The sequence below is a fragment of the Pectobacterium brasiliense genome, from assembly GCF_016950255.1.
Lineage (GTDB): Bacteria > Pseudomonadota > Gammaproteobacteria > Enterobacterales > Enterobacteriaceae > Pectobacterium > Pectobacterium brasiliense.
Genome location: NZ_JACGFN010000001.1, coordinates 2,428,674 through 2,448,827, shown reverse-complemented (window position 1 = coordinate 2,448,827; position 20,154 = coordinate 2,428,674). Strand labels below are relative to the sequence as shown.

General features: G+C 53.8%; 15 protein-coding genes. 11 read left to right on the top strand and 4 right to left on the bottom strand.

Annotated elements, in window-relative coordinates; all coding sequences use genetic code 11:
* The first annotated feature begins 29 nt into the window (after nt 1-29).
* The 3 genes from H4F65_RS10885 (at nt 30) to H4F65_RS10875 (ending at nt 3,626) form a co-directional block, all read left to right on the top strand.
* A complete protein-coding gene (locus H4F65_RS10885; protein WP_010282959.1) occupies nt 30-1,496 on the top strand; it encodes a tagaturonate reductase in 1,467 nt (488 codons plus the stop codon).
* Nucleotides 1,497-1,515: 19 nt separating this feature from the next.
* Nucleotides 1,516-3,006, top strand: a complete 1,491-nt coding sequence (locus H4F65_RS10880) for a UxaA family hydrolase (protein WP_010282961.1) — start codon at nt 1,516-1,518, stop codon at nt 3,004-3,006.
* Between the two features lie 89 nt (nt 3,007-3,095).
* Nucleotides 3,096-3,626 (top strand): YgjV family protein, encoded by a 531-nt coding sequence (locus H4F65_RS10875; protein WP_010282963.1) that lies wholly within the window; start codon nt 3,096-3,098, stop codon nt 3,624-3,626.
* Nucleotides 3,627-3,708: 82 nt separating this feature from the next.
* Here H4F65_RS10875 and sstT read toward each other — a convergent pair whose 3' ends face one another.
* The 3 genes from sstT to H4F65_RS10860 form a co-directional block, all read right to left on the bottom strand.
* On the bottom strand, nt 3,709-4,956 hold the full coding sequence (gene sstT / locus H4F65_RS10870; RefSeq protein ID WP_039318935.1) for a serine/threonine transporter SstT: 1,248 nt from the start codon (nt 4,954-4,956) through the stop codon (nt 3,709-3,711).
* Nucleotides 4,957-5,384: 428 nt separating this feature from the next.
* A complete protein-coding gene (locus H4F65_RS10865) occupies nt 5,385-6,338 on the bottom strand; it encodes a TerC family protein (protein WP_010282967.1) in 954 nt (317 codons plus the stop codon).
* Nucleotides 6,339-6,591: 253 nt separating this feature from the next.
* Nucleotides 6,592-7,590: a Gfo/Idh/MocA family protein gene (locus H4F65_RS10860; RefSeq protein WP_010282969.1), complete on the bottom strand. Its 999-nt coding sequence runs from the start codon at nt 7,588-7,590 to the stop codon at nt 6,592-6,594.
* 161 nt (nt 7,591-7,751) lie between these two features.
* Here H4F65_RS10860 and rlmG point away from each other — a divergent pair, with 161 nt between their 5' ends.
* Nucleotides 7,752-8,891 (top strand): 23S rRNA (guanine(1835)-N(2))-methyltransferase RlmG, encoded by a 1,140-nt coding sequence (gene rlmG / locus H4F65_RS10855; RefSeq protein ID WP_010282970.1) that lies wholly within the window; start codon nt 7,752-7,754, stop codon nt 8,889-8,891.
* A gap of 94 nt (nt 8,892-8,985) precedes the next feature.
* On the opposite strand, the gene H4F65_RS10850 is transcribed toward rlmG, so the two are convergent.
* Nucleotides 8,986-11,061: an NADPH-dependent 2,4-dienoyl-CoA reductase gene (locus tag H4F65_RS10850; RefSeq protein ID WP_010282971.1), complete on the bottom strand. Its 2,076-nt coding sequence runs from the start codon at nt 11,059-11,061 to the stop codon at nt 8,986-8,988.
* 214 nt (nt 11,062-11,275) lie between these two features.
* Between H4F65_RS10850 and H4F65_RS10845 the strand changes: the two genes are divergently transcribed.
* The 7 genes from H4F65_RS10845 (at nt 11,276) to H4F65_RS10815 (ending at nt 20,072) form a co-directional block, all read left to right on the top strand.
* Nucleotides 11,276-11,572: a hypothetical protein gene (locus tag H4F65_RS10845; RefSeq protein WP_010282972.1), complete on the top strand. Its 297-nt coding sequence runs from the start codon at nt 11,276-11,278 to the stop codon at nt 11,570-11,572.
* A gap of 194 nt (nt 11,573-11,766) precedes the next feature.
* Nucleotides 11,767-12,255, top strand: a complete 489-nt coding sequence (gene spy / locus H4F65_RS10840) for an ATP-independent periplasmic protein-refolding chaperone Spy (RefSeq protein ID WP_010282974.1) — start codon at nt 11,767-11,769, stop codon at nt 12,253-12,255.
* A 193-nt stretch (nt 12,256-12,448) separates the two neighbouring features.
* Nucleotides 12,449-13,918, top strand: a complete 1,470-nt coding sequence (locus tag H4F65_RS10835; RefSeq protein WP_010282976.1) for a GGDEF domain-containing protein — start codon at nt 12,449-12,451, stop codon at nt 13,916-13,918.
* Nucleotides 13,919-13,988: 70 nt separating this feature from the next.
* Nucleotides 13,989-14,351, top strand: coding sequence for a CopM family metallochaperone (copM, locus tag H4F65_RS10830; RefSeq protein WP_010282978.1), 363 nt, complete (start codon nt 13,989-13,991; stop codon nt 14,349-14,351).
* Nucleotides 14,352-14,667: 316 nt separating this feature from the next.
* On the top strand, nt 14,668-16,590 hold the full coding sequence (locus H4F65_RS10825; RefSeq protein WP_010282980.1) for a beta-glucoside-specific PTS transporter subunit IIABC: 1,923 nt from the start codon (nt 14,668-14,670) through the stop codon (nt 16,588-16,590).
* A 66-nt stretch (nt 16,591-16,656) separates the two neighbouring features.
* Nucleotides 16,657-18,387, top strand: a complete 1,731-nt coding sequence (locus H4F65_RS10820; RefSeq protein WP_010282982.1) for a sulfatase family protein — start codon at nt 16,657-16,659, stop codon at nt 18,385-18,387.
* A 218-nt stretch (nt 18,388-18,605) separates the two neighbouring features.
* Nucleotides 18,606-20,072: a sulfatase-like hydrolase/transferase gene (locus H4F65_RS10815; RefSeq protein ID WP_080727606.1), complete on the top strand. Its 1,467-nt coding sequence runs from the start codon at nt 18,606-18,608 to the stop codon at nt 20,070-20,072.
* Nucleotides 20,073-20,154: the final 82 nt, after the last annotated feature.

The following is a 20,154-nucleotide window of genomic DNA, read 5'->3' as shown; positions in this document are numbered from 1 at the left end:
TGTGAGATTCGTCCTAAGGTAGCCTGTTAATGCAAACGTTAAATCGTCGTAACTTCCCCGGTCGTCAACACCCGGATCGTGTTATCCAGTTTGGTGAAGGCAACTTCCTGCGTGCCTTCGTTGACTGGCAGTTGGATTTGCTGAATGAGCACACCGATCTGGATGCGGGGATTGTCGTGGTTCGCCCGATCGATTCTGATTTCCCGCCCGCGCTGGACACGCAGGATGGACTGTACACCACGATTATCCGTGGTCTGAACGAGCAGGGCGAGGCGGTTCGCGAACCCCGTCTGATCCGTTCGGTAAACCGTGAAATTAACGTGTACCGCCAGTTCGATGAATATCTGGCGCTGGCGCACGATCCGAATATCCGCTTCGTGTTCTCCAATACCACCGAAGCGGGTATCAGCTATCACGCGGATGACCGCCTCAGCGATGCACCGCCTGTCAGCTTCCCTGCGAAATTAACCCGTCTGCTGTATGAACGTTTCTGTCACTTTGATGGCGCAGCGGATAAAGGCTGGGTGCTGTTACCGTGCGAGCTGATTGATTACAACGGTGTGGCGCTGAAAGAGCTGGTGCTGCGCTATGCCGCACAGTGGAAACTGACGCCAACGTTTACCGCCTGGCTGAACGATCACAACACCTTCTGCTCGACGCTGGTGGACCGCATTGTGACGGGTTACCCGCGTGCCGAAGTGGAAGCGCTACAGCAGGAAATGGGCTATCAGGATACCTTTTGGGATACGGCAGAACACTTCTACCTGTTCGTGATTCAGGGGCCACAGTGGCTGGCGGAAGAATTGCGTCTGAACAAGCTGGATCTGAACGTTCGTATCGTTGATGACATCAAGCCGTACAAAGAACGTAAAGTCGCGATTCTCAACGGTGCTCATACTGCGCTGGTGCCGGTCGCATTCCTGGCGGGTCTGGATACCGTTGGCGAATCGATGAATGATGCGCTGATTGGCAAATTCGTAGAAAAGACCATTGCTGAAGAGATTGTGCCGGTATTGGATTTGCCGCATGACGAACTGACGTCGTTTGCTCAGGCTGTGCTCAGCCGCTTCCGTAACCCGTTCATTCAGCATCAGCTGTTATCTATTTCGCTGAATGGCATGACAAAATTCCGCACCCGTATTCTGCCGCAGTTGCTGACCTACCGTGAGCGTCACGGTGAGCTGCCTGCTCGCTTGACGTTTGCGCTGGCGGCCTTGATTGCCTTCTACCGCGGCGAGCGCAGCGGTGAAGGCGATGCGTTACAAACCTATCCATTGCAGGACGATGCACACTGGCTGGAGCGTTATTCTACGCTGTGGGCGGGCGTAAAAGAGAACACCGTCAGCCTGGCTGAGCTGGTGAATGTTGTACTGCGCGATGCCGATCACTGGGAACAGGATTTAACACAGGTTCCTGGCCTGGCTGCGCAGGTGACTGAACAGTTACAAACCATCGCTGAGCGCGGCATGCGCGCAGCTGTGGAAGGTTATTGCTAATCAGCAAGAAGGGTTATCCATGCAAAGTATTATAAAAATTCATTCTCTGGACAATGTGGCTGTCGCCCTGCGTGATGTCGAGCAAGGCGAAACGGTGTCGGTGGATAGCCATACGGTGACACTTCAGCAACCTGTCGTGCGCGGACATAAGTTCGCGCTGGAAACCATCGCACCGGGAGAAATGATTACCAAGTATGGCCTGCCGATCGGCCATGCGTTGGTGTCTATTTCTCCTGGAGAACACATCCATTCCCAGAATGCGAAAACCAATCTGAGCGATCTGGATGAATATCAGTATCAGCCTGAGTTCCTCGAACTGCCGCCACAGATGGGCGATCGGGATGTGCAGCTCTATCGTCGCAAAAATGGTGATGTCGGTATCCGCAATGAACTGTGGATCCTGCCAACCGTTGGCTGCGTGAACGGGATTGCACGTCAGATTCAGCAGCGTTTCCTGAAAGAAACCAACGATGCGGAAGGGATCGACGGCGTTTACCTGTTCAGCCATACCTTTGGCTGTTCACAGCTCGGTCAGGATCACGAAAACACCCGTACGATGCTGCAAAACATGGTGCGTCACCCGAATGCGGGGGCGGTACTGGTGATCGGTCTGGGCTGTGAGAACAATCAGGTTGACGCATTCCGCACGACGCTGGGCGATTTTGATTCCGATCGCGTGACGTTCATGGTGTGCCAGCAGCAGGATGATGAAGTTGAAGCGGGTCTGGAACGGCTGCATACGCTGTATGAGGCGATGCGCCATGACAAACGCGAGCCAGGTAAGCTGAGCGAGCTGAAGTTTGGTCTGGAATGCGGCGGTTCCGATGGGCTGTCTGGTATTACTGCCAACCCGCTGTTAGGCCGTTTCTCTGACTATCTGATCGCTAACGGCGGCACCACTGTGCTGACCGAAGTGCCGGAAATGTTCGGTGCGGAACGCATTCTGATGAGCCGCTGCCGTGACGAAGCGACGTTTGAGAAAACCGTCCACATGGTGAACGACTTCAAACAGTACTTCATTGCGCACGACCAGCCGATTTACGAGAACCCCTCGCCGGGTAACAAGGCGGGCGGGATCACCACGCTGGAAGAGAAATCACTGGGCTGTACGCAAAAAGCTGGACAGAGCAAAGTGGTGGACGTGCTGAAATATGGTGAGCGCTTACATACCCCAGGGCTCAACCTGCTTAGCGCACCGGGGAATGATGCCGTCGCAACCAGCGCGCTGGCGGGTGCCGGTTGCCATATGGTGTTGTTCAGTACCGGACGCGGCACGCCTTACGGCGGATTTGTTCCTACCGTAAAACTGGCGACCAACAGCGAGCTGGCGAAGAAGAAACCGCACTGGATTGATTTTGATGCGGGGCGTCTGATTCACGACATGCCTATGGACGAACTGCTGAGCCAGTTTGTCGAGCTGATTGTCGAGATTGCTGACGGCAAGCGGACGAAGAATGAAGTGAACGACTTCCGCGAATTAGCCATATTTAAGAGCGGTGTGACGTTGTAAATATTATCCATTCCAATTAAAATAAAACGGCGTTTCATTTTTGTAATGGCGCCGTTTTTTTTCGCCACAACTTTTTAGAGGCAGGGATCATGACACATTATTGGATTGCCCAGTCTGTTGGTGTACTGGCATTTCTGGTCGGTATCACCATGTTTTTCAACCGTAACGATCAAAAATTCAAAATACAGCTCTCGGCATACAGCGCCGTTATTGGTCTGCATTTCTTCCTGATGGGGGCAAATGCGGCAGGTGCCAGCGCATTGTTGAACTCGGCACGTACGCTAATCTCACTGAAAACGCACAACATCCTCGTGATGTTTGTCTTTATCTCACTGACGCTGATCTTTGGTTTGTCGGGCATGAACCATGCGATGGAACTGCTGCCGATAGCAGGCACGGTCGCCAGTACTTGGGCGCTGTTCCGTACGTCTGGGTTGACGACGCGCTGCGTGATGTGGTGCTCAACCGCCTGCTGGGTCGCGCATAATATTTGGCTGGGCTCGATTGGTGGGTCGCTGATCGAAGGCAGTTTCCTGCTGATGAACGGCTTTAACATCATCCGCTTCTGGCGCATGCAGCAGCGCGGCATCGACCCGTTCAGCGTAGAGAATAAAGCGTAATTTCAGGTGTTTCTCGTAATCTAACGCCGTTCGTTTTGACGCGAACAGCGTTAGAGGAAAGGGGATATGAATCCCTAATCCGTTACAGCAGATTCAAACGCTCTTTTTCCGCCAGTTTGGCGTCTTCCGCGTGACACACGGCTGCGATGAACATCACGTCTGTCGAGGAGTTCACCGCGGTTTCTGCCGAGTCCTGCAATACGCCGATGATGAAACCAACCGCAACTACCTGCATGGCGATATCGTTGGAGATACCGAACATGCTGCATGCCAGTGGGATCAACAGCAGTGAACCGCCCGCCACGCCCGAGGCACCACAGGCACACAGTGAAGCCACGACGCTGAGCAGCAGCGCGGTCGGTACGTCAATCTGAATACCCAGCGTATGGGCGGCAGCCAGCGTCAGCACCGTGATGGTAATCGCCGCGCCTGCCATATTGATGGTTGCCCCCAGCGGGATGGCGACAGAGTAGGTGTCTTCATCCAGATTCAGTTTGCGGCACAGTTCCATATTTACCGGAATGTTGGCGGCGGAGCTGCGGGTAAAGAAGGCGGTCACGCCGCTTTCACGCAGGCAGCGCAGCACCAGCGGATATGGGTTGCTGCGAATCTTCCAGTAGACGATCAGCGGGTTGACCACCAGCGCGACCAGCAGCATGCCGCCGATCAACACCATCAGCAGATGAGCGTAACCCCACAGTGCGCCGAAGCCGGTTTCCGCCAGCGTTGACGCGACCAGACCGAAAATCCCCAGCGGCGCGAAACGAATCACGACGCGCACAATCATGGTGACCGCGTTGGAAGCATCGTTAATCATGCTCTTGGTGCTGTCCGAACCGTGACGGAATGCAATGCCCAGACCAACGGCCCAGACCAGAATACCGATGTAATTCGCATTCAGCAGCGCGTGAATCGGGTTGGCGATGACGCTCATCAATAGCCCTTCCAGCACTTCGACAATACCTGATGGTGGCGTGATGTCGGCGGCCTGCGCGTTGAGCGCCAGCGTGGAAGGGAAGAGGACGCTTAGCACCACGGCAATCAGTGCTGCCGAGAAGGTGCCGATGAGGTAAAGAAACAGAACCGGGCGGATATTGGTTTTCTGTCCTTGCTGGTGGTTGGCGATAGACGCCATAACCAGTACTAATACCAGAATGGGAGCGACGGCTTTCAATGCGCCGACGAACAGCGTTCCCAATAAACCGGCAGCTAACGCAGCCTGCGTAGATAGCGAAGCCAGAATAATACCGGCAGCAAGCCCCAGAAGAATCTGTTTAACCAGGCTGCCGTGGGTAATGTACTGCAAAAACCGAGAGTATTGAGTTTCCATAATTTTGACGGGATAACCGTTCCGATAAGTGGTTGTCTGTACGGAGTTGGCACCTCTGACATAGGTCGGGTGACTTTTTCTTTCCGTAACTAAATGTGTTTGCACGTATCAGTATATGAAAATTTGTTTTTGAGAAAAGCAATGATGTGGTTTTTTATGACGGACATCCTTGTCCATCACCCTACGGGCCGTTGCTGCGCAACGTTGAAAAACGCTCCCGGCGTTTTTTTATGACGGACATCCTTGTCCATCACCCTACGGGCCGTTGCTGCGCAACGTTGAAAAACGCTCCCGGCGTTTTTTTATGACGGACATCCGTGTCCGTCACCCTGCGGGCCGTTGCGTCGCGCATGTGTAGGAACGGAAACAATGGAATGAGGAAAGCGAACGCCGCACGGGCGAAACCGTGCGGCGAGAGGGGGGAAGCGTTAACGCTCGGCACGCTTGTTCACCCAAACGTTGATCAGCATGGTGATGACCAGAATGCTGGCAACGACGCCCAGAGAAATTGCCACCGGAATATGGAAAATGTCGATGAGCATCATCTTGGTACCGATGAAGATCAGGATGACGGCCAGACCATATTTCAACAGCGAGAAGCGTTCAGCCACGCCAGCCAGCAGGAAGTACATCGCACGCAAGCCCAGAATAGCGAACAGGTTCGACGTCAGCACGATAAAGGGATCGGTCGTGACGGCGAAAATAGCAGGGATACTGTCTACGGCGAAAATCACGTCGCTGATTTCAACCATAATCAGCACCAGAAACAGCGGTGTGGCATACAGGATGCCGTTACGACGGACAAAGAATTTTTCATTCTCGATGCTATCCGTCATGCGCAGACGACTACGCAGCCAGCGAACCAGCGGCTTGTCGCCGATCGCTCCGCCATCTTCTTTCGCTAGCGCCATTTTAAGGCCGGTGAACAGCAGGAATGCACCGAACACGTAGAGCAGCCACTGGAATTGCGTGACGAGCCAACTGCCGCCAAACACCATCAGCGTTCTGAGAACGATGGCACCCAGCACGCCGTAAATCAGCACGCGACGTTGGTATTGCGGGGGAACGGCGAAGTAGCCGAAGAGCATCAGCCAGACGAAGACGTTATCGACAGCAAGCGCTTTCTCGATCAAATAACCGGTCAGGAAGGCCAGCGACTGGGCGTTTGCCACCTCGCGACCCATCGTACCGTCCAGATACCACCAGAAACCGGCGTTGAACAGCAGAGAGAGCGTGACCCAGATGATAGACCAGACGGCAGCCTGTTTGAACGTCATTACCGTCGACCCTTTGCGCCCTTGATAGAGCAGGTCGATGGCCAGCATTACTATAACAATGGCAGCGAAGCTGCCCCATAACCATGGCGTGCCGATGGTGTGCATAGCAAGATCCTTAAATAGAAACAAAAACGGCCAACATCGGAAGGACGCTGGCCGCTTGTTATTAAAGCTGCAGGTGCACCTCGCCTTCCGGCAAGGTCTCACTTACAACATTAATGAAGCTGTCTCATCAAGGTTGCCCGGTAACCGGATGCGTAAAGCATCGTAATGACGATTGACCGGCGGAAAAGTTACTCCCCTTTGCCTGACAGAAGATAGGTGAAAAGATGATCCTGGTCAAATAATTATCGCTGTCTTACTCCGCATTTCCCGGCGTTACGGCATCGGCAGGAAATACGACACCCGTTTGGCGGCGAATTTCCGTCAGCAGCCCCGCAACGGTGCGCGATCGTGCCAGTTCCCCATGGTTAATGTCGTTATCGTTGACCAGCGTGGCAAAGACCTCGGCTTCGTACAGCATGCTGTTGATATGCTGCGGCTGGCTGAGATCAACCTGCTTGCCTTCCCGCGGGATGAATTTCACGTTATGGCATTCGGACACTTTTTCAATCACCAGCGACCCGTCTTCCCCCTGAATTTCACTGGGGATAGCGGAATGGCTGACTTTGGAATGGACGATGGTCACATCGAAGTCGCCGTAATTCAGAATGATGCTGCCATGTGCGTCTACGCCGCTTTCCAGCAGTGTCGCGCTGGCCTGCGTGGTGCATGGTTCTCCCCACAGCGCTACGGCGAAGGCCAGACAGTAGTAGCCGATATCCATGATGGAACCGTTGGAAAACGCAGGATTGAACGTGTTGGGGTTCTCACCTGCCAGATAGAGCGGGTAGCGCGAGGAATATTGGCAGTAATTCAACACCACTTTACGCAGTCTGCCGACTTTTGGCAGTGCCTGCTGGATCACGCTAAAGTTGGGTAGGCTGGCAGTTTTGAAGGCTTCAAAGAGTACGACCTGATTTTCTCTGGCACAGGCGATCATTTGTTCGACTTCATAGCGGTTGGAAGCCAGCGGTTTTTCGCAGATGACGTGCTTGCCGTGGCTCAGGAAAAGCAGCGCTTGTTCACAATGCAGGGAATTAGGACTAGCCAGATACACGGCGTCGATAAGATCGGATTTCGCCATGGCTTCCAGTGAATCAAACAGCGTATCCACCATGTAATCAGTTTGAAACGGCTGCGCTTTTTCTGCCGTACGTGAATAGATAGCGGTGAGCTTCAGTTTGCCGGTTTCGTGGGCGGCATCAACAAACTGGCGGGTGATCCAACTGGTTCCTACAATGGCGAAGCGAATCATAAGCGTTTGGTATCCTGAAGGCATTTGTGATGACTATGCAGATTATCACGGTGAAATGACAAGGCAACGTCAATCATTTCCGGTTCTGGCAGAGAAAAGCATTTACTGACGGGCTATTTTAAGGGATAAACAGCGCAAATTTTATGATGCAGGAGAGGCTAATGAGCCAACTCGAATTGGAAACGTGCAACCTGACGTTGGTGCGTTACCCTCAGGTCGCTGAAAACTCGGCGCTACAGGCGTGGGATGCCGCAGATGAATATCTGCTGCGTGAACTGTCCACTATGGAAATCGCGCCGGGCCCGCGCCTGATTTTCAATGATACGTTTGGTGCGCTGGCCTGCGGTTTACAGGCGCAATCGCCCGTCAGTATCAGCGACTCTTACCTGAGCCAACTGGCGACGCGACATAATCTGGAACTGAACGGTTATGCTGTCGATGCGGTAACCCTGTTGGATAGCATGGCGGAACTACCGGATGCGCCCGCGCTGGTGGTGATAAAAATCCCCAAAACGATCGCGCTGTTGGAACACCAGTTGAGAATGTTGCGCAAGGTCGTTACGCCGCAAACGCGTATCATCGCCGGGGCGAAAGCACGGGATATTCATACCTCTACGCTGCAACTGTTTGAACGCGTGATGGGGCCGACGAAAACCTCGCTGGCCTGGAAAAAGGCGCGTTTGGTTCACTGTGAGTGGGCGGAACTAAAAGTCAGTGAGCAGCCACTTACTACTGAGTGGGAGCTGGATGGTTACGGCTATCGCATTCAAAACCTGGCTAACGTGTATTCGCGTAATGGGCTGGATATCGGTGCCCGTTTCTTTATGCAGCATTTGCCGGAACAGATAGACGGTAAGATCATCGATCTCGGCTGTGGCAACGGCGTCATTGGGCTGGCGGCGCTGGAAGCCAACCCGGAGGCCACCGTCGGCTTCTTTGATGAATCCTACATGGCGGTGGCATCGAGCCAGACGAACGTTGAAGTCAACCGCCCGCAGGATGTTGAGCGCTGTAGCTTCGTGGTGAACCACGGATTGGCTCGCGTTAAGCGTGATACGTTGCAGGCCGTATTGTGTAATCCGCCATTCCACCAGCAGCAGGCCGTGACGGACGAAATCGCCTGGCAGATGTTTATGGATGCCCGCCGCTGCCTTCAGGTTGGCGGAGAACTGCGCATTGTGGGGAATCGCCATCTGGATTATTTCCACAAGCTGAAGCGCCTATTCGGTAACTGTGAAACCCTCGCCAGCAACACGAAATTCGCGGTACTGCGCGCGGTGAAAACGGGCTCGTCCCGCTAAGCTACTCCTGCTTCGTGAGGCTAATTCAGCCTCACGAAGCGGAATCTGTTTCGCAAAACTGACTTTTCTCCACGAACTCAATGTGTCCCACGAACTACAGTATTAACGCCAGCCGGGTGGCCTGTTCGATCGCTCTGCGTGCGTCTAATTCCTGCGCCACATCGGCACCGCCAATCAGGTGAACGTGACATCCGGCAGCCAGTAAGGGGTCATACAGCTTACGGTTAGGTTCCTGACCGGCACAGATAATGATGTTATCCACTGGCAGACAGCGCATTTGCTGGTTGTGGATAATGTGCAGCCCCTCATCATCAATATGATCATATTCCACGCCGCCCAGCAGCGTTACACCGTGGCGCAGCAGCGTGGTGCGATGTATCCAGCCTGTCGTTTTCCCCAGATTTTCACCGGGCTTGCCGGTCTTCCGCTGTAATAACGTAATGTCCCGCTGGTGGGGAAGTGCGTCAGGCTGTTGAGGTAGCAGGCCGCCCCGATGCCGCAACTGCTTATCGATACCCCATTCCGCATAAAAGTCGTCATGTCCTGCCTGAGAAGACTGGGGGTTAAGACGATGGCTGTCGTTAGGAAGACTATTATTGTTCAAAAGATAGTGCGTATTGTTTAAAAGATAGTGCGCGGTATCGAAACCGATGCCGCCTGCGCCGATAATGGCAACACGCTTGCCGACCGGCTTTTTGTCGCGCAGCACGTCCAGATAGCTCAACACGCTAGGGTGATCGATACCTGCAATCGCGGGAATACGCGGCACGATGCCACAGGCCAGAATCACGTCATCAAAACCGAGTAAATCAGCGGCGGTTGCCTGCGTGCTCAGGCGAAGCGTGACGCCGAGTAGCGCTAACTGCCGACGGTAGTAGCGCAGCGTTTCATAAAATTCGGCTTTGCCGGGTATCTGTTTGGCAATATTGAACTGGCCGCCGATATAGGAAGACGATTCGAACAGCGTAACCTGATGGCCGCGTGCGGCGGCATTGACGGCGAAAGCCATGCCAGCAGGCCCCGCACCGACTACCGCAAAGCGTTTAGCGACTCTGGCGGGCTGGATCGGCAGTTCGGTTTCGTGGCAGGCGCGCGGGTTGACCAGGCAGGACGTGACCTTGCCGGCAAAAATCTGATCGAGGCAGGCCTGATTACAGCCGATACAGGTATTGATTTCATCTGCACGTCCCGACTGCGCTTTTGCCACCAGCTCCGCATCGGCGAGAAAAGGGCGCGCCATCGACACCATGTCGGCACAGCCTTCGGCTAAAAGCTGTTCTGCGACGCCGGGATCGTTAATGCGGTTGGTGGTAATCAGCGGGATGCGGACTTTCCCCATCAGCTTCTGCGTAACCCAGCCGAAGGCACCGCGCGGCACCAGCGTGGCGATAGTCGGAATGCGCGCTTCATGCCAGCCGATACCGGTATTGATGAGGGTGGCGCCTGCCTGCTCAATTGCCTGCGCCAGTTGCACAATTTCTTGCCAGCTTGAGCCTTCTTCTATCAGGTCGAGCATCGATAAACGGTAAATCAGGATGAAGTCCGGGCCCGTTCGTTCCCGCACGGCGCGAACAATCTCAAGCGCGAAGCGGCTGCGGCGCTGGAAATCGCCGCCCCATTCATCATCGCGATGGTTGGTGTGCGTCACCAGAAACTGATTAATCAGGTAGCCTTCCGATCCCATAATTTCCACGCCGTCGTAACCCGCCTGCTGCGCCAGCGCGGCGCAACGAGCGAAGTCGTCGATGGTTTGCACGATATCCTGCGTGCTCATTTCTCGTGGTGCAAAGCGGTTAATCGGTGCCTGAATGGCCGATGGCGCGACCGGATCGGGTTGATAGCTGTAGCGTCCGGCGTGGAGAATTTGCAGTGCGATTTTCCCGCCCGCGTCGTGTACCGCCTGCGTTAGCACCTGATGATGTGCCAGCTGCGCCTCGTCATGCAAAGTCGCGCCGCCTTTGGCAACGGCACCTTTGGCGTTTGGCGCAATGCCACCTGTGACAATCAGGCCTACGCCGCCCTGCGCCCGCTCGCGGTAAAATGCCGCCAGCCTTTCGGTGCCGTCCGGGTGTTCTTCCAGACCGGTATGCATGGATCCCATCACCACGCGGTTCTTTAACGTAGTGAAGCCAAGATCGAGTGGGGAAAGCAGCGTGGGGTAGGCAGTCATTGCACTCTCCGGTGAGTTAACTGGTCTGATGAGTCATGGTGTTCAATCTAGCTGTAATTGAGAGAGTTGTGAAATTTATGTTTATTTATTGTGATTGATGTCATTGCGAACCTTGGGGAGAAGCGCGTGCAGACAAGGGATCGTGCATTGGAGTGTTTGTTGTCGGGGGCGTGTGACATTATAATCCGCGAGTTTATTGTGCAAAGGTATCGTTATGCGGGTGGAAGAGTTGGAATATCGGCTGGATAGCGCGCTTCGGGCGTTAGAGCAAAGCGTTCAACGTCAGCAACAGACGTGGCGGCAGGAACATCAGTCCCTCCAGCAGCAGTTGCTTCAGGCGAAAGAGCGTGACGCTTACCTTTGTGCGCAGATTGAACGGCTCTCTGCACAGCTGAGCTCGATGGATAGCTCGCCGGAGCGTAATCCGCTGATTCAGAAAATGAAGGTTGTTCATGCCCATCTTGATGTGTTGGCACAAGAAGCCAGCGCCTTTAGGCGTTCACTGCGGTAACGCGTTAACGCGTTAACGCAATCCTTCCGCTTCCTTACACAATTCCTCCTCATTCTCCATAATTGCCGCAAATGTGGAGCCGACACTTGCAGAGATTTACCCTTGCTCTAATTAACTGAAGGTGTCGGGCCTATACTTTCTCTCGTAGCACGGCACTCGCCGTCGACAAGTCAATTCAGAGAGAGGAATAGAATATGCGTAAACTCACTGCAATGCTGGTTGCTTCTTCCTTGGCATTGGGCGCGGCAGGTCTCGCGCATGCTAATGACGCACCGAAAGGTCCTGGCCCAGAACACAAGATGATGATGAAAGAGGGGCGGGAGCATCGTGGCATGATGGGGCCGGATGCGATGTTTAAGGAGCTGAATTTGACGGAAGCGCAGAAGCAGCAAATTAAAGACATCATGAAAGAGTCCCGCGAGAAAATGCACAAAGCGATGCAAGACGATCGTCGTGATATGCATAGTCTGGTTGCATCCGATACGTTTGATGCCGCAAAAGCACAGGCACAGTTGGATAAAGCCGACGCCGCGCACAAGGCCAGAATGCTTAACGGACTGGAAACCAAGAACAAAATTTACAACGTTCTGACGCCTGAGCAGAAAAAGCAGTACAACGACAATTTTGAAAAACGACTGACTCAACCGCCAAAACCTGACGGCAAACCCGTTCCTGCGGAATAACGCGTTGGTAAGATAACTCACTAAGTCAACAAGACCACCGGATTGACGTATTACCTCACGGGTAATGCCTCGGTCCGGTGGTTTTTTTATTTATTTTCCCGCCGCCATCGCACTGTGAGTAGGGAAATGATTAATGCTATTCTCACGCAGATATAGCAGGCAGAACCATTGGAAAGCGGGCGGTAAGGGACAGATGAATCACGATTTGACGTTAAAAACTATAAAGTTCATGCCGCTGCTGTTTCTGACCACTCTCATCGTGAGCTGTATGGGATTTCGGTTTCGGGTGTTGGATGAGCTGTCGCTGTTTTGGCCTGCCAATATTCTGATTTTTTGCCTTATGATCAGTTTCAGAGCGAGAAGAGGGACGATAACAGGTAAAACGCTCTTTATCTGTAGCAGTTTTTTGGTGAGCTATGTCGCGATGCTGTCGGCTGCGTTACTGATGGACAATAACTCACCGCTAAAAACCAAGGTGCTGTTATGTTTGTGCAATATGGTTTTTGTGGTGGCGGCCTGGTGCGCCTTTTACCTCATGTGCCGGTTTACCGGAAAGTGGTCGACATTTGAGAAATTCAGCAAATATTACGTCTACATTATTTTCGCTTCGACGTTTGTCGGCGCGTTCTTATCCGGCGTGGCGTATGGGGTTTATGCGTATGTCTACGATACGGGGAACCGCTATGCTGAGTTTATGGACTGGTTCAGTGAGCAGTTGGGAACCGGCATCATCCTCGCGTTCTTTTTCCTGCGGGGTAAAGGCATCCTGCGCGCGCTACGGAATATTCCGCTGTGTCCTAAGAACATCAGAGAAAATATCTTTCCCTTTCTGGTCTTCATTATTTTCTTATTAGTGAGCCTCTTGTTCCTGGATGCCAGCCTGATTACGCTGTCCGTTATTCCACTCACGCTGTGTGCGTTCAACTACTCTTTTCCGATCATGTCGTTGCTCTGTGCGATTACCGGCGTGATACTGAATTATCTCTATATTAATCAGGTCGGTATACTCATCGACTCGAATTCCGAAGCGTACATTAATTCGTTTCTCACTACGGCTCGGCTGAATATCGCGATGTTGATTATGGCGATGTTAAGCGTCTCTCATTTTGTCTCGATGAACCGGCGGTTGATTAAAATCATCGAAAGCAGCAGCCTGAAGGATGCGCTCACCAACACTTTCAATCGTCGCGCTTTTCTCAGCATGTTGAATGGGCGGCAGGGCGTGCTGATGAATAAGAAAAAGCGCCCGTTAACGCTGCTGTTTTTGGATATCGATTATTTTAAGCAGGTCAATGATACCTACGGTCATGCCAGCGGTGATGAATTGATCGCCAGTTTTGCCCGTATGCTGAGCGCCGCTATTCGGCCCAGCGACATCCTTTGCCGCTGGGGTGGGGAGGAATTCGTGATTGCGGCTTATGACCTGACGGCTGAACAATCGGAAGCCATGGCTGAAGCGCTGCGGCGTCTTACGGAATCCACGGCGCTGATGCTGTCCGACGGCCGGAAAATCCATTTTACGACCAGTATCGGTGTTGCCATTTTTTCCCAGTATGAAGGCGGCAATATTTACGATCTGATCGGGCTGGCGGACGAGCAACTGTATAAAGCGAAGACGCAGGGGCGTAATCGTGTCTGTATGCGCCTGGTCGAAGAGGTCTGACTCTTCCCTTGACCTTCCCCTTACTGGAACGTCTACCCTCAACGGTACTGTGACTGATTGAGAGGTTGTGATGAAGAAAGTCCATTTGTTATTAACGGCAGCGTTGCTGGTTCCGTTTCTCTCGTTCGCGGCCGACAGCGCACATAGCGGCCACGGTGCTGCGAACGACGCGTCGTCCTCCCAGCAGGCGTACATGAAAGGGATGGATGCGATGCATAGCGAGATGATGGAAGGGATGCAGTCCAGCGACCCTGATATTGCCTTTGCCAAGGGGATGATTGCGCATCACCGCGGCGCGATTGATATGGCAAAAACGGAGCTGAAATACGGTAAAGACCCGGAGTTGCGTAAGCTGGCGGAAGAGATTATCAAAGCCCAGCAGCCGGAGATCGACCAAATGGAAGCCTGGTTGAAGAAGCAGAACAAGCCGTAAATTTACCTATGGCGCCTCTTCTGAGAGGCGTCATTTTGTTTTTATCACGTCATGGAGTGGGCGGCTTCGCATGATTGGTAAAAATTTAGTGACTGTTTTCACAGAATAAAACGTAGAGATAGCTTTCTCAGCGTGAACTTGTTAGAAAACAGGAAAGGACGTCACCAGAATTTTCTGGGCGAGACCTGGATAAAGCAGCGTATAGCACGCTGCTTTATCCAGGTTTTTTTTTGCTTATTTTCCAGCTGGCCAGCGGACAACAAGCGGGATGACGTGTATCAGGCAGTTGCAGCCATTGACGAAACGGGAAGTCATTATGAATAGCAAAGTGCTCGCTGAAAATATTCTGAGGTTGGTCGGAGGAGAGACGAACGTTTCGACTCTGGTGCATTGTGCAACACGCTTGCGCTTTAAGATTGTCGATCACGGTAAAGTGGATGTGGCTGCGCTTGAGGCACTGGAAGGCGTTATTACGGTTATCAACGCATCAGGACAATTGCAGGTGGTGATCGGGAACCGCGTGCCGGAGGTGTACCGCGCGTTTGGTTCAATCTCCAAGCTGTTGGAGGACGGCGACGGGAAACGTCAGGCAGCAGAAAGTGAGGCATCAACGTCTGCGATGGGGCGGCTGATTGATCTGGTTGCCGGAATCTTTACCCCCTTGCTGGGGGCGATGGCGGCGGCAGGTGTGCTAAAAGGGGCGCTGGCTATCGTCATTGCGCTCGGCTGGCTGAATACCAAAGAAAGCACCTATGTCATTCTGCATGCGGCGTCCGACAGCCTGTTTTACTTCCTGCCGATGCTGCTGGCGATTACCTCCGCGCGTAAATTCGAAACCAACATTTTTGTGGCGGTGTCGATTGCCGGTGCGCTGGTTTACCCGACGATTCAGGGGCTATTTGATGCCGGTCAGCCCGTGACGTTCTTCGGCTTGCCCGTTGTCATGATGAAATACACCTCCTCGGTGATTCCGATTATCTTCAGCGTGTGGCTGATGTCGTATATCGAGCGTTTCCTGAATCGCCATATTCACGAAAGCGTACGCAATATTCTGACGCCGTTCTTCCTGCTGGTGCTGATGGTGCCGCTCACGCTGATGACCATCGGGCCGATTGGTATCTCGGCCAGTAAGCTGATTGCGTCGGTGTTTGTCAGTATCTACAGCTTCAACCCGATTATTGCCGGGGCGCTGATTGCGGCGGCGTGGCAGATTTTAGTGATCTTCGGCGTGCACTGGGGATTTGTGACCGTGTTTATTAATGACCTGTCGGTCATGGGACACAGCTACCTCAAAGCGGCATCCAGCCCGTCGGTCTTCGCTCAGTCTGGTGCGCTGTTGGGCGTCATGGTGCGCACCAAAGATAAAAAGCTCAAAGCGCTGGCGGGCAGTACTTTTATCGCCTCGCTGTTTGGTATCACGGAACCTGGCGTTTACGGCGTCACGCTGAAGCTGAAAAAACCGTTTATCTGTGCGGTGATCGCAGCTGCACTGGGGGGCGCGATCGTCGGTTACGCGAAAAGCTCGGCGATCTCCATGGGAATGCCCGGCTTACTGACGCTGCCGATTTTCTACGGCGAGGGCTTTATCGGGTTCCTCATCGGCTGTGCGATTGCTTTCGTGGCCAGTTTTGTACTGACGGTTATCGTTGGGTTCGATGAACCGACGCAGCCTGCCGAAAGCACGCCTGCTCCCACACATTCACCCACCACGACACCGGCTGCGCCAGTATCGCGCCAGCAGGCCAATGCTGTGCCTCTACCGCTGAAAGACGCACCGGAGACGGCGGAACAGCTGGGGTCGCCAGCAAAAGGTGAACTGATCTTGCTGGAAGAGGTAAATGACAAAGTGTTCTCTTCCGGCGTCGTCGGGCAGGGGGTCGCCATTCTGCCGCAAGAAGGTCGTATCTATTCGCCGGTGGACGGCATGATTGCTAGCACGTTCGCCAGCGGTCATGCCGTCGGTATTCTCTCGCAAAAGGGTGCGGAGATTCTGATTCATGTCGGCATCAACACGGTACAGCTGGAAGGCCAGCATTATCAGATGCACGTTGCAGAAGGCGATAAAGTGACAAAAGGCCAACTGCTGCTGGAGTTCGATCTGGACGCGATCCAGAAGGCGGGCTACGACACGGTGACGCCGATGGTGATCACGAATGCGGAAGAATATCGCGTATTCAGCTTGGGTGCGGCACGTCAGCAGCAGGCCGGAGAGACGGTTATTGCGCTCGTAGGGCGGTGAATGATAGGGCATCGCCGCCAGATAACACGTGGCGGCGTGCGGCTCAAGACGTCTAAGGAAACCTAAATGATGAAGAAGACACCTCTGGTCGCGGCGATGTTGGCGGCACTTTCACTGTCTGGTCAGGCAGTGAGTGCCGATTTTTCCGCTCAGATCGCCAGTCCGCGCCCGAATGTGGTGCTGATTGTGGCGGAGGACATGAATCCCCGTCTGGGCGCATACGGGGATACACAGGCGCGAACGCCGAATCTGGATGCGCTGGCAAAAGAGTCCGTTGTCTTTACGCAAGCCTTCACGATGGCAGGCGTATCGGCCCCGTCGCGAGCGGGGCTGATTACCGGCATGTTTCAACATACGACCGGGTTGCAGCACATGCGTACGGCTACCCGACCCGCAGGTGGCTATTTAGGTGTGCCGCCTTCTTATGTGAAAGGCTACCCCGAACTGCTGCGCCGCAGCGGTTACTTCACCTATAACGACACCAAGACGGATTACCAGTTTACGAAAGGTCATGCCGATGTTGGCCCTTTCACCCTGTGGACGCGCCATGGCGAGTACAGCAGCATGGACGATCTGCATATTCAGCTGGCCTGGCGTAATTATGATCTGAAGGGCAAGCCGTTCTTCATGAATTTCAACCCGCAGATTACGCATGAATCGGCGCTCTTTACGGCGGAAAACCACCCGGCGGGCCAATCGCGCTTCGTCAAACAGTGGGATACCTTCCGCCAGCAATACCGTTATAAGCCAACGGATCCGCAACGTCTGACACTGGAGCCTTATCTGCGGGATACGCCGCAAACCCGACGGGAACTGGCGCAGCATTACGACAATATTCATATTATGGATATGCAGGTCGGTAAGTTGCTGGACGGGCTGAAAAAAGACGGGCTGTGGGATAACACCATCGTCATTTTCACGGCGGATAACGGTGATGGGATCCCGCGTCATAAGCGTGAAGGCTACGATTCTGGCACTCATGTCCCGCTGATGGTGCATATCCCCGAGAAATATCGTCCGGCAGGCTGGTTGGCGGAAGGGAGCAAGAACGATCGGCTGGTGTCGTTCGAGGATCTGGCGCCGACCATTCTGGGGTTTGCCGACATCAAACAGCCTGACTATATGCGCGGTATCAGTCTGGCGCAGGACTTCGCGCCGCAGCGCCAGTTTGTCTACGGCGTGCGCGGGCGGATGGATGAATACGACATGCGCGCCTATTTTGTCCGGGACCGTGACTATCAATATGTCCGTAATCTGGCGACCACGCCGGGTGGCATCGGCATTGCTTTCCGCAACGCGCTCGGATCGATGAAGGATTTGAATGCGGCGCATGAGCAGCAGCAACTGAGCGCCGAGCAGCAAAGCTGGTTTGCCGATCGTCCGGCGGAAGAGCTTTACGATCTGCGACGCGATCCCTTGCAGTTGCATAATCTGGCGGCCGATCCGGCTCAAAACGCCGTACTGGTGCGGATGCGCGAGGAGATGGATCGCTGGCGTAGCAGCGCGAACGACATGAATCTGATCGCGGAAGATCAGATGGTGGCGGATTTGCTGGATGAGCAGGGAAAGCAGCGGGCCACGCTGACGCCAGTGGCGCAGTGGGATGCGGTCAGCAACAAAATTTATCTGGCTAACCGCACGCAGGATGCCTCCATTGGCTACAGCTGGGATGGCAAAGAGTGGGAGCTGTACACGGGCAGTATCACGCCGCTGAAAAGTGCATCACAGCTGCAATTCAAGGCGATTCGCTATGGCTGGCAGGAAAGTCCGGTCGGCGCGTTGTCCATTCAGCCGTGAAAATGGGTATGTGAATCTGTTCACATACCTTGATTATGTTGTTTGTATGTAATCCAGAAAGTGAGTAAAACTACCTTCAGGACATGACCATGAAGCATGGCGTAGAGAATGTTATTCATGGGTGAAACCTGATTGGCGAGCGGCCGTTGTGTCGTTTGGCGATCAGGTTTTTTTTTGCCTTGAGAAAAACGAAAACGATAACTCTGGGGGGATGGAAGATGATGAAGAAGCATGTCATGGCACTCTCTGTCGCGACGGCGCTGCTGGCTGGGCCGGCACTGTGGCAGGTCGCTGCGGCGGCGCAGACGAAGCCGAATGTGATCATCCTGTTTACCGATGATATGGGGTGGGCCGATATGTCGGTACAGGGCGCGAAAACGCCGACGCCTCATCTGGATAAGCTGGCGGCGACAGGGCAGCGCTGGACCAATTTTTATGTCTCTTCGGCGATCTCTTCTCCCAGCCGCGGCGGATTGATGACGGGCCGTATCGAAACGAAAACAGGGCTATACGGTACAAAAATTCCCGGCGTGTTTATGGATGAAGATCCTGATGGTTTCCCCGACGATGAAATCAGCATGGCGGAATCACTCCAGCACAACGGATATCGCACCATCATGTACGGCAAGTGGCATTTAGGGACGCAGTCGACTGCGTTCCCGACGCGCCACGGTTTTGATGAGTGGTACGGGATCCCGACCAGCAACGATCGCTTCAGCACCGTTGTCGATCAGGTGGAGATGAATCGTCTGGCAAGCAGCGATCCGAAAAGGCGTGAACTGCTGAGCAAAATGGAAGAGATCAACCGCGCACCGCGGCAGGAATACTGGAACGTGCCGCTTTATCACTCCTACAAAGATAACGGAAAGCAGGTCGATTATGCCGTGCCGCAGGGCTTCCAGCAGGCCAGTTTTACTAAGGATGTAACGAACAAGGCGGTGCAGTACATTGCCGACAATAAAGATCAGTCGTTCTTTATGTATATGGCTTACCCGCAGACCCACGTACCGCTGTTTACCTCACCGGAATTTAAGGGCAAAGGGCATAACCCTTACGGCGATGTGATGCTGGAGATCGACTGGTCGGTGGGGCAGATCTATCAGGCGCTGGAAGCGAACAAGCTGGCGGAAAACACTATCGTGATTTTTACTTCCGACAACGGCCCGTGGTTGCAGTATGACAAAGACGGTTTGGCCGGTTCAGCACTGCCGCTGCGTTCGGGTAAAAGTACCGTATTTGAAGGCGGTCAGCGCGTTCCGTTTATCGTGAACTGGAAATCCCATATCGCGCCGAAAGTGGTGGATGATATCGGCAGTACGCTGGACCTTCTGCCGACGCTGATGAAGATCACCGGTAGCCAGCATGCCCAGCGCGATCTGGACGGTGTGGATCTCAGCGCCGCCTTCCTGAACGGAAAGCCGAGTGCGCGTACTTTCATGCCGTATTTCTATTGGGGCAAGATGGATGCCTACCGTGACGGCGACTACAAGGTGGTCTTCCGTGACAAGAAAGCGGGTATCCCGGTCGATCTGGAAAAACCGCTCATGTTCAACTTGCGCGATGATGTCTCTGAGCAGCACGATCTGTCGGCGAAAGAGCCGGATCGCTATCGGGCGCTGATTGAGAAAGCGCGGGCGTATGAACAGTCGCTGGGTGAGAAGAAACCGCCTCTGTTCGATCTGTAATCGCAAACGATCCGCCAGCCTGGAGGTTGGCGGTGATTTTCTCAGGAAAGAGAATCTCTCTCAGGGAAAGAACATCGTGTAG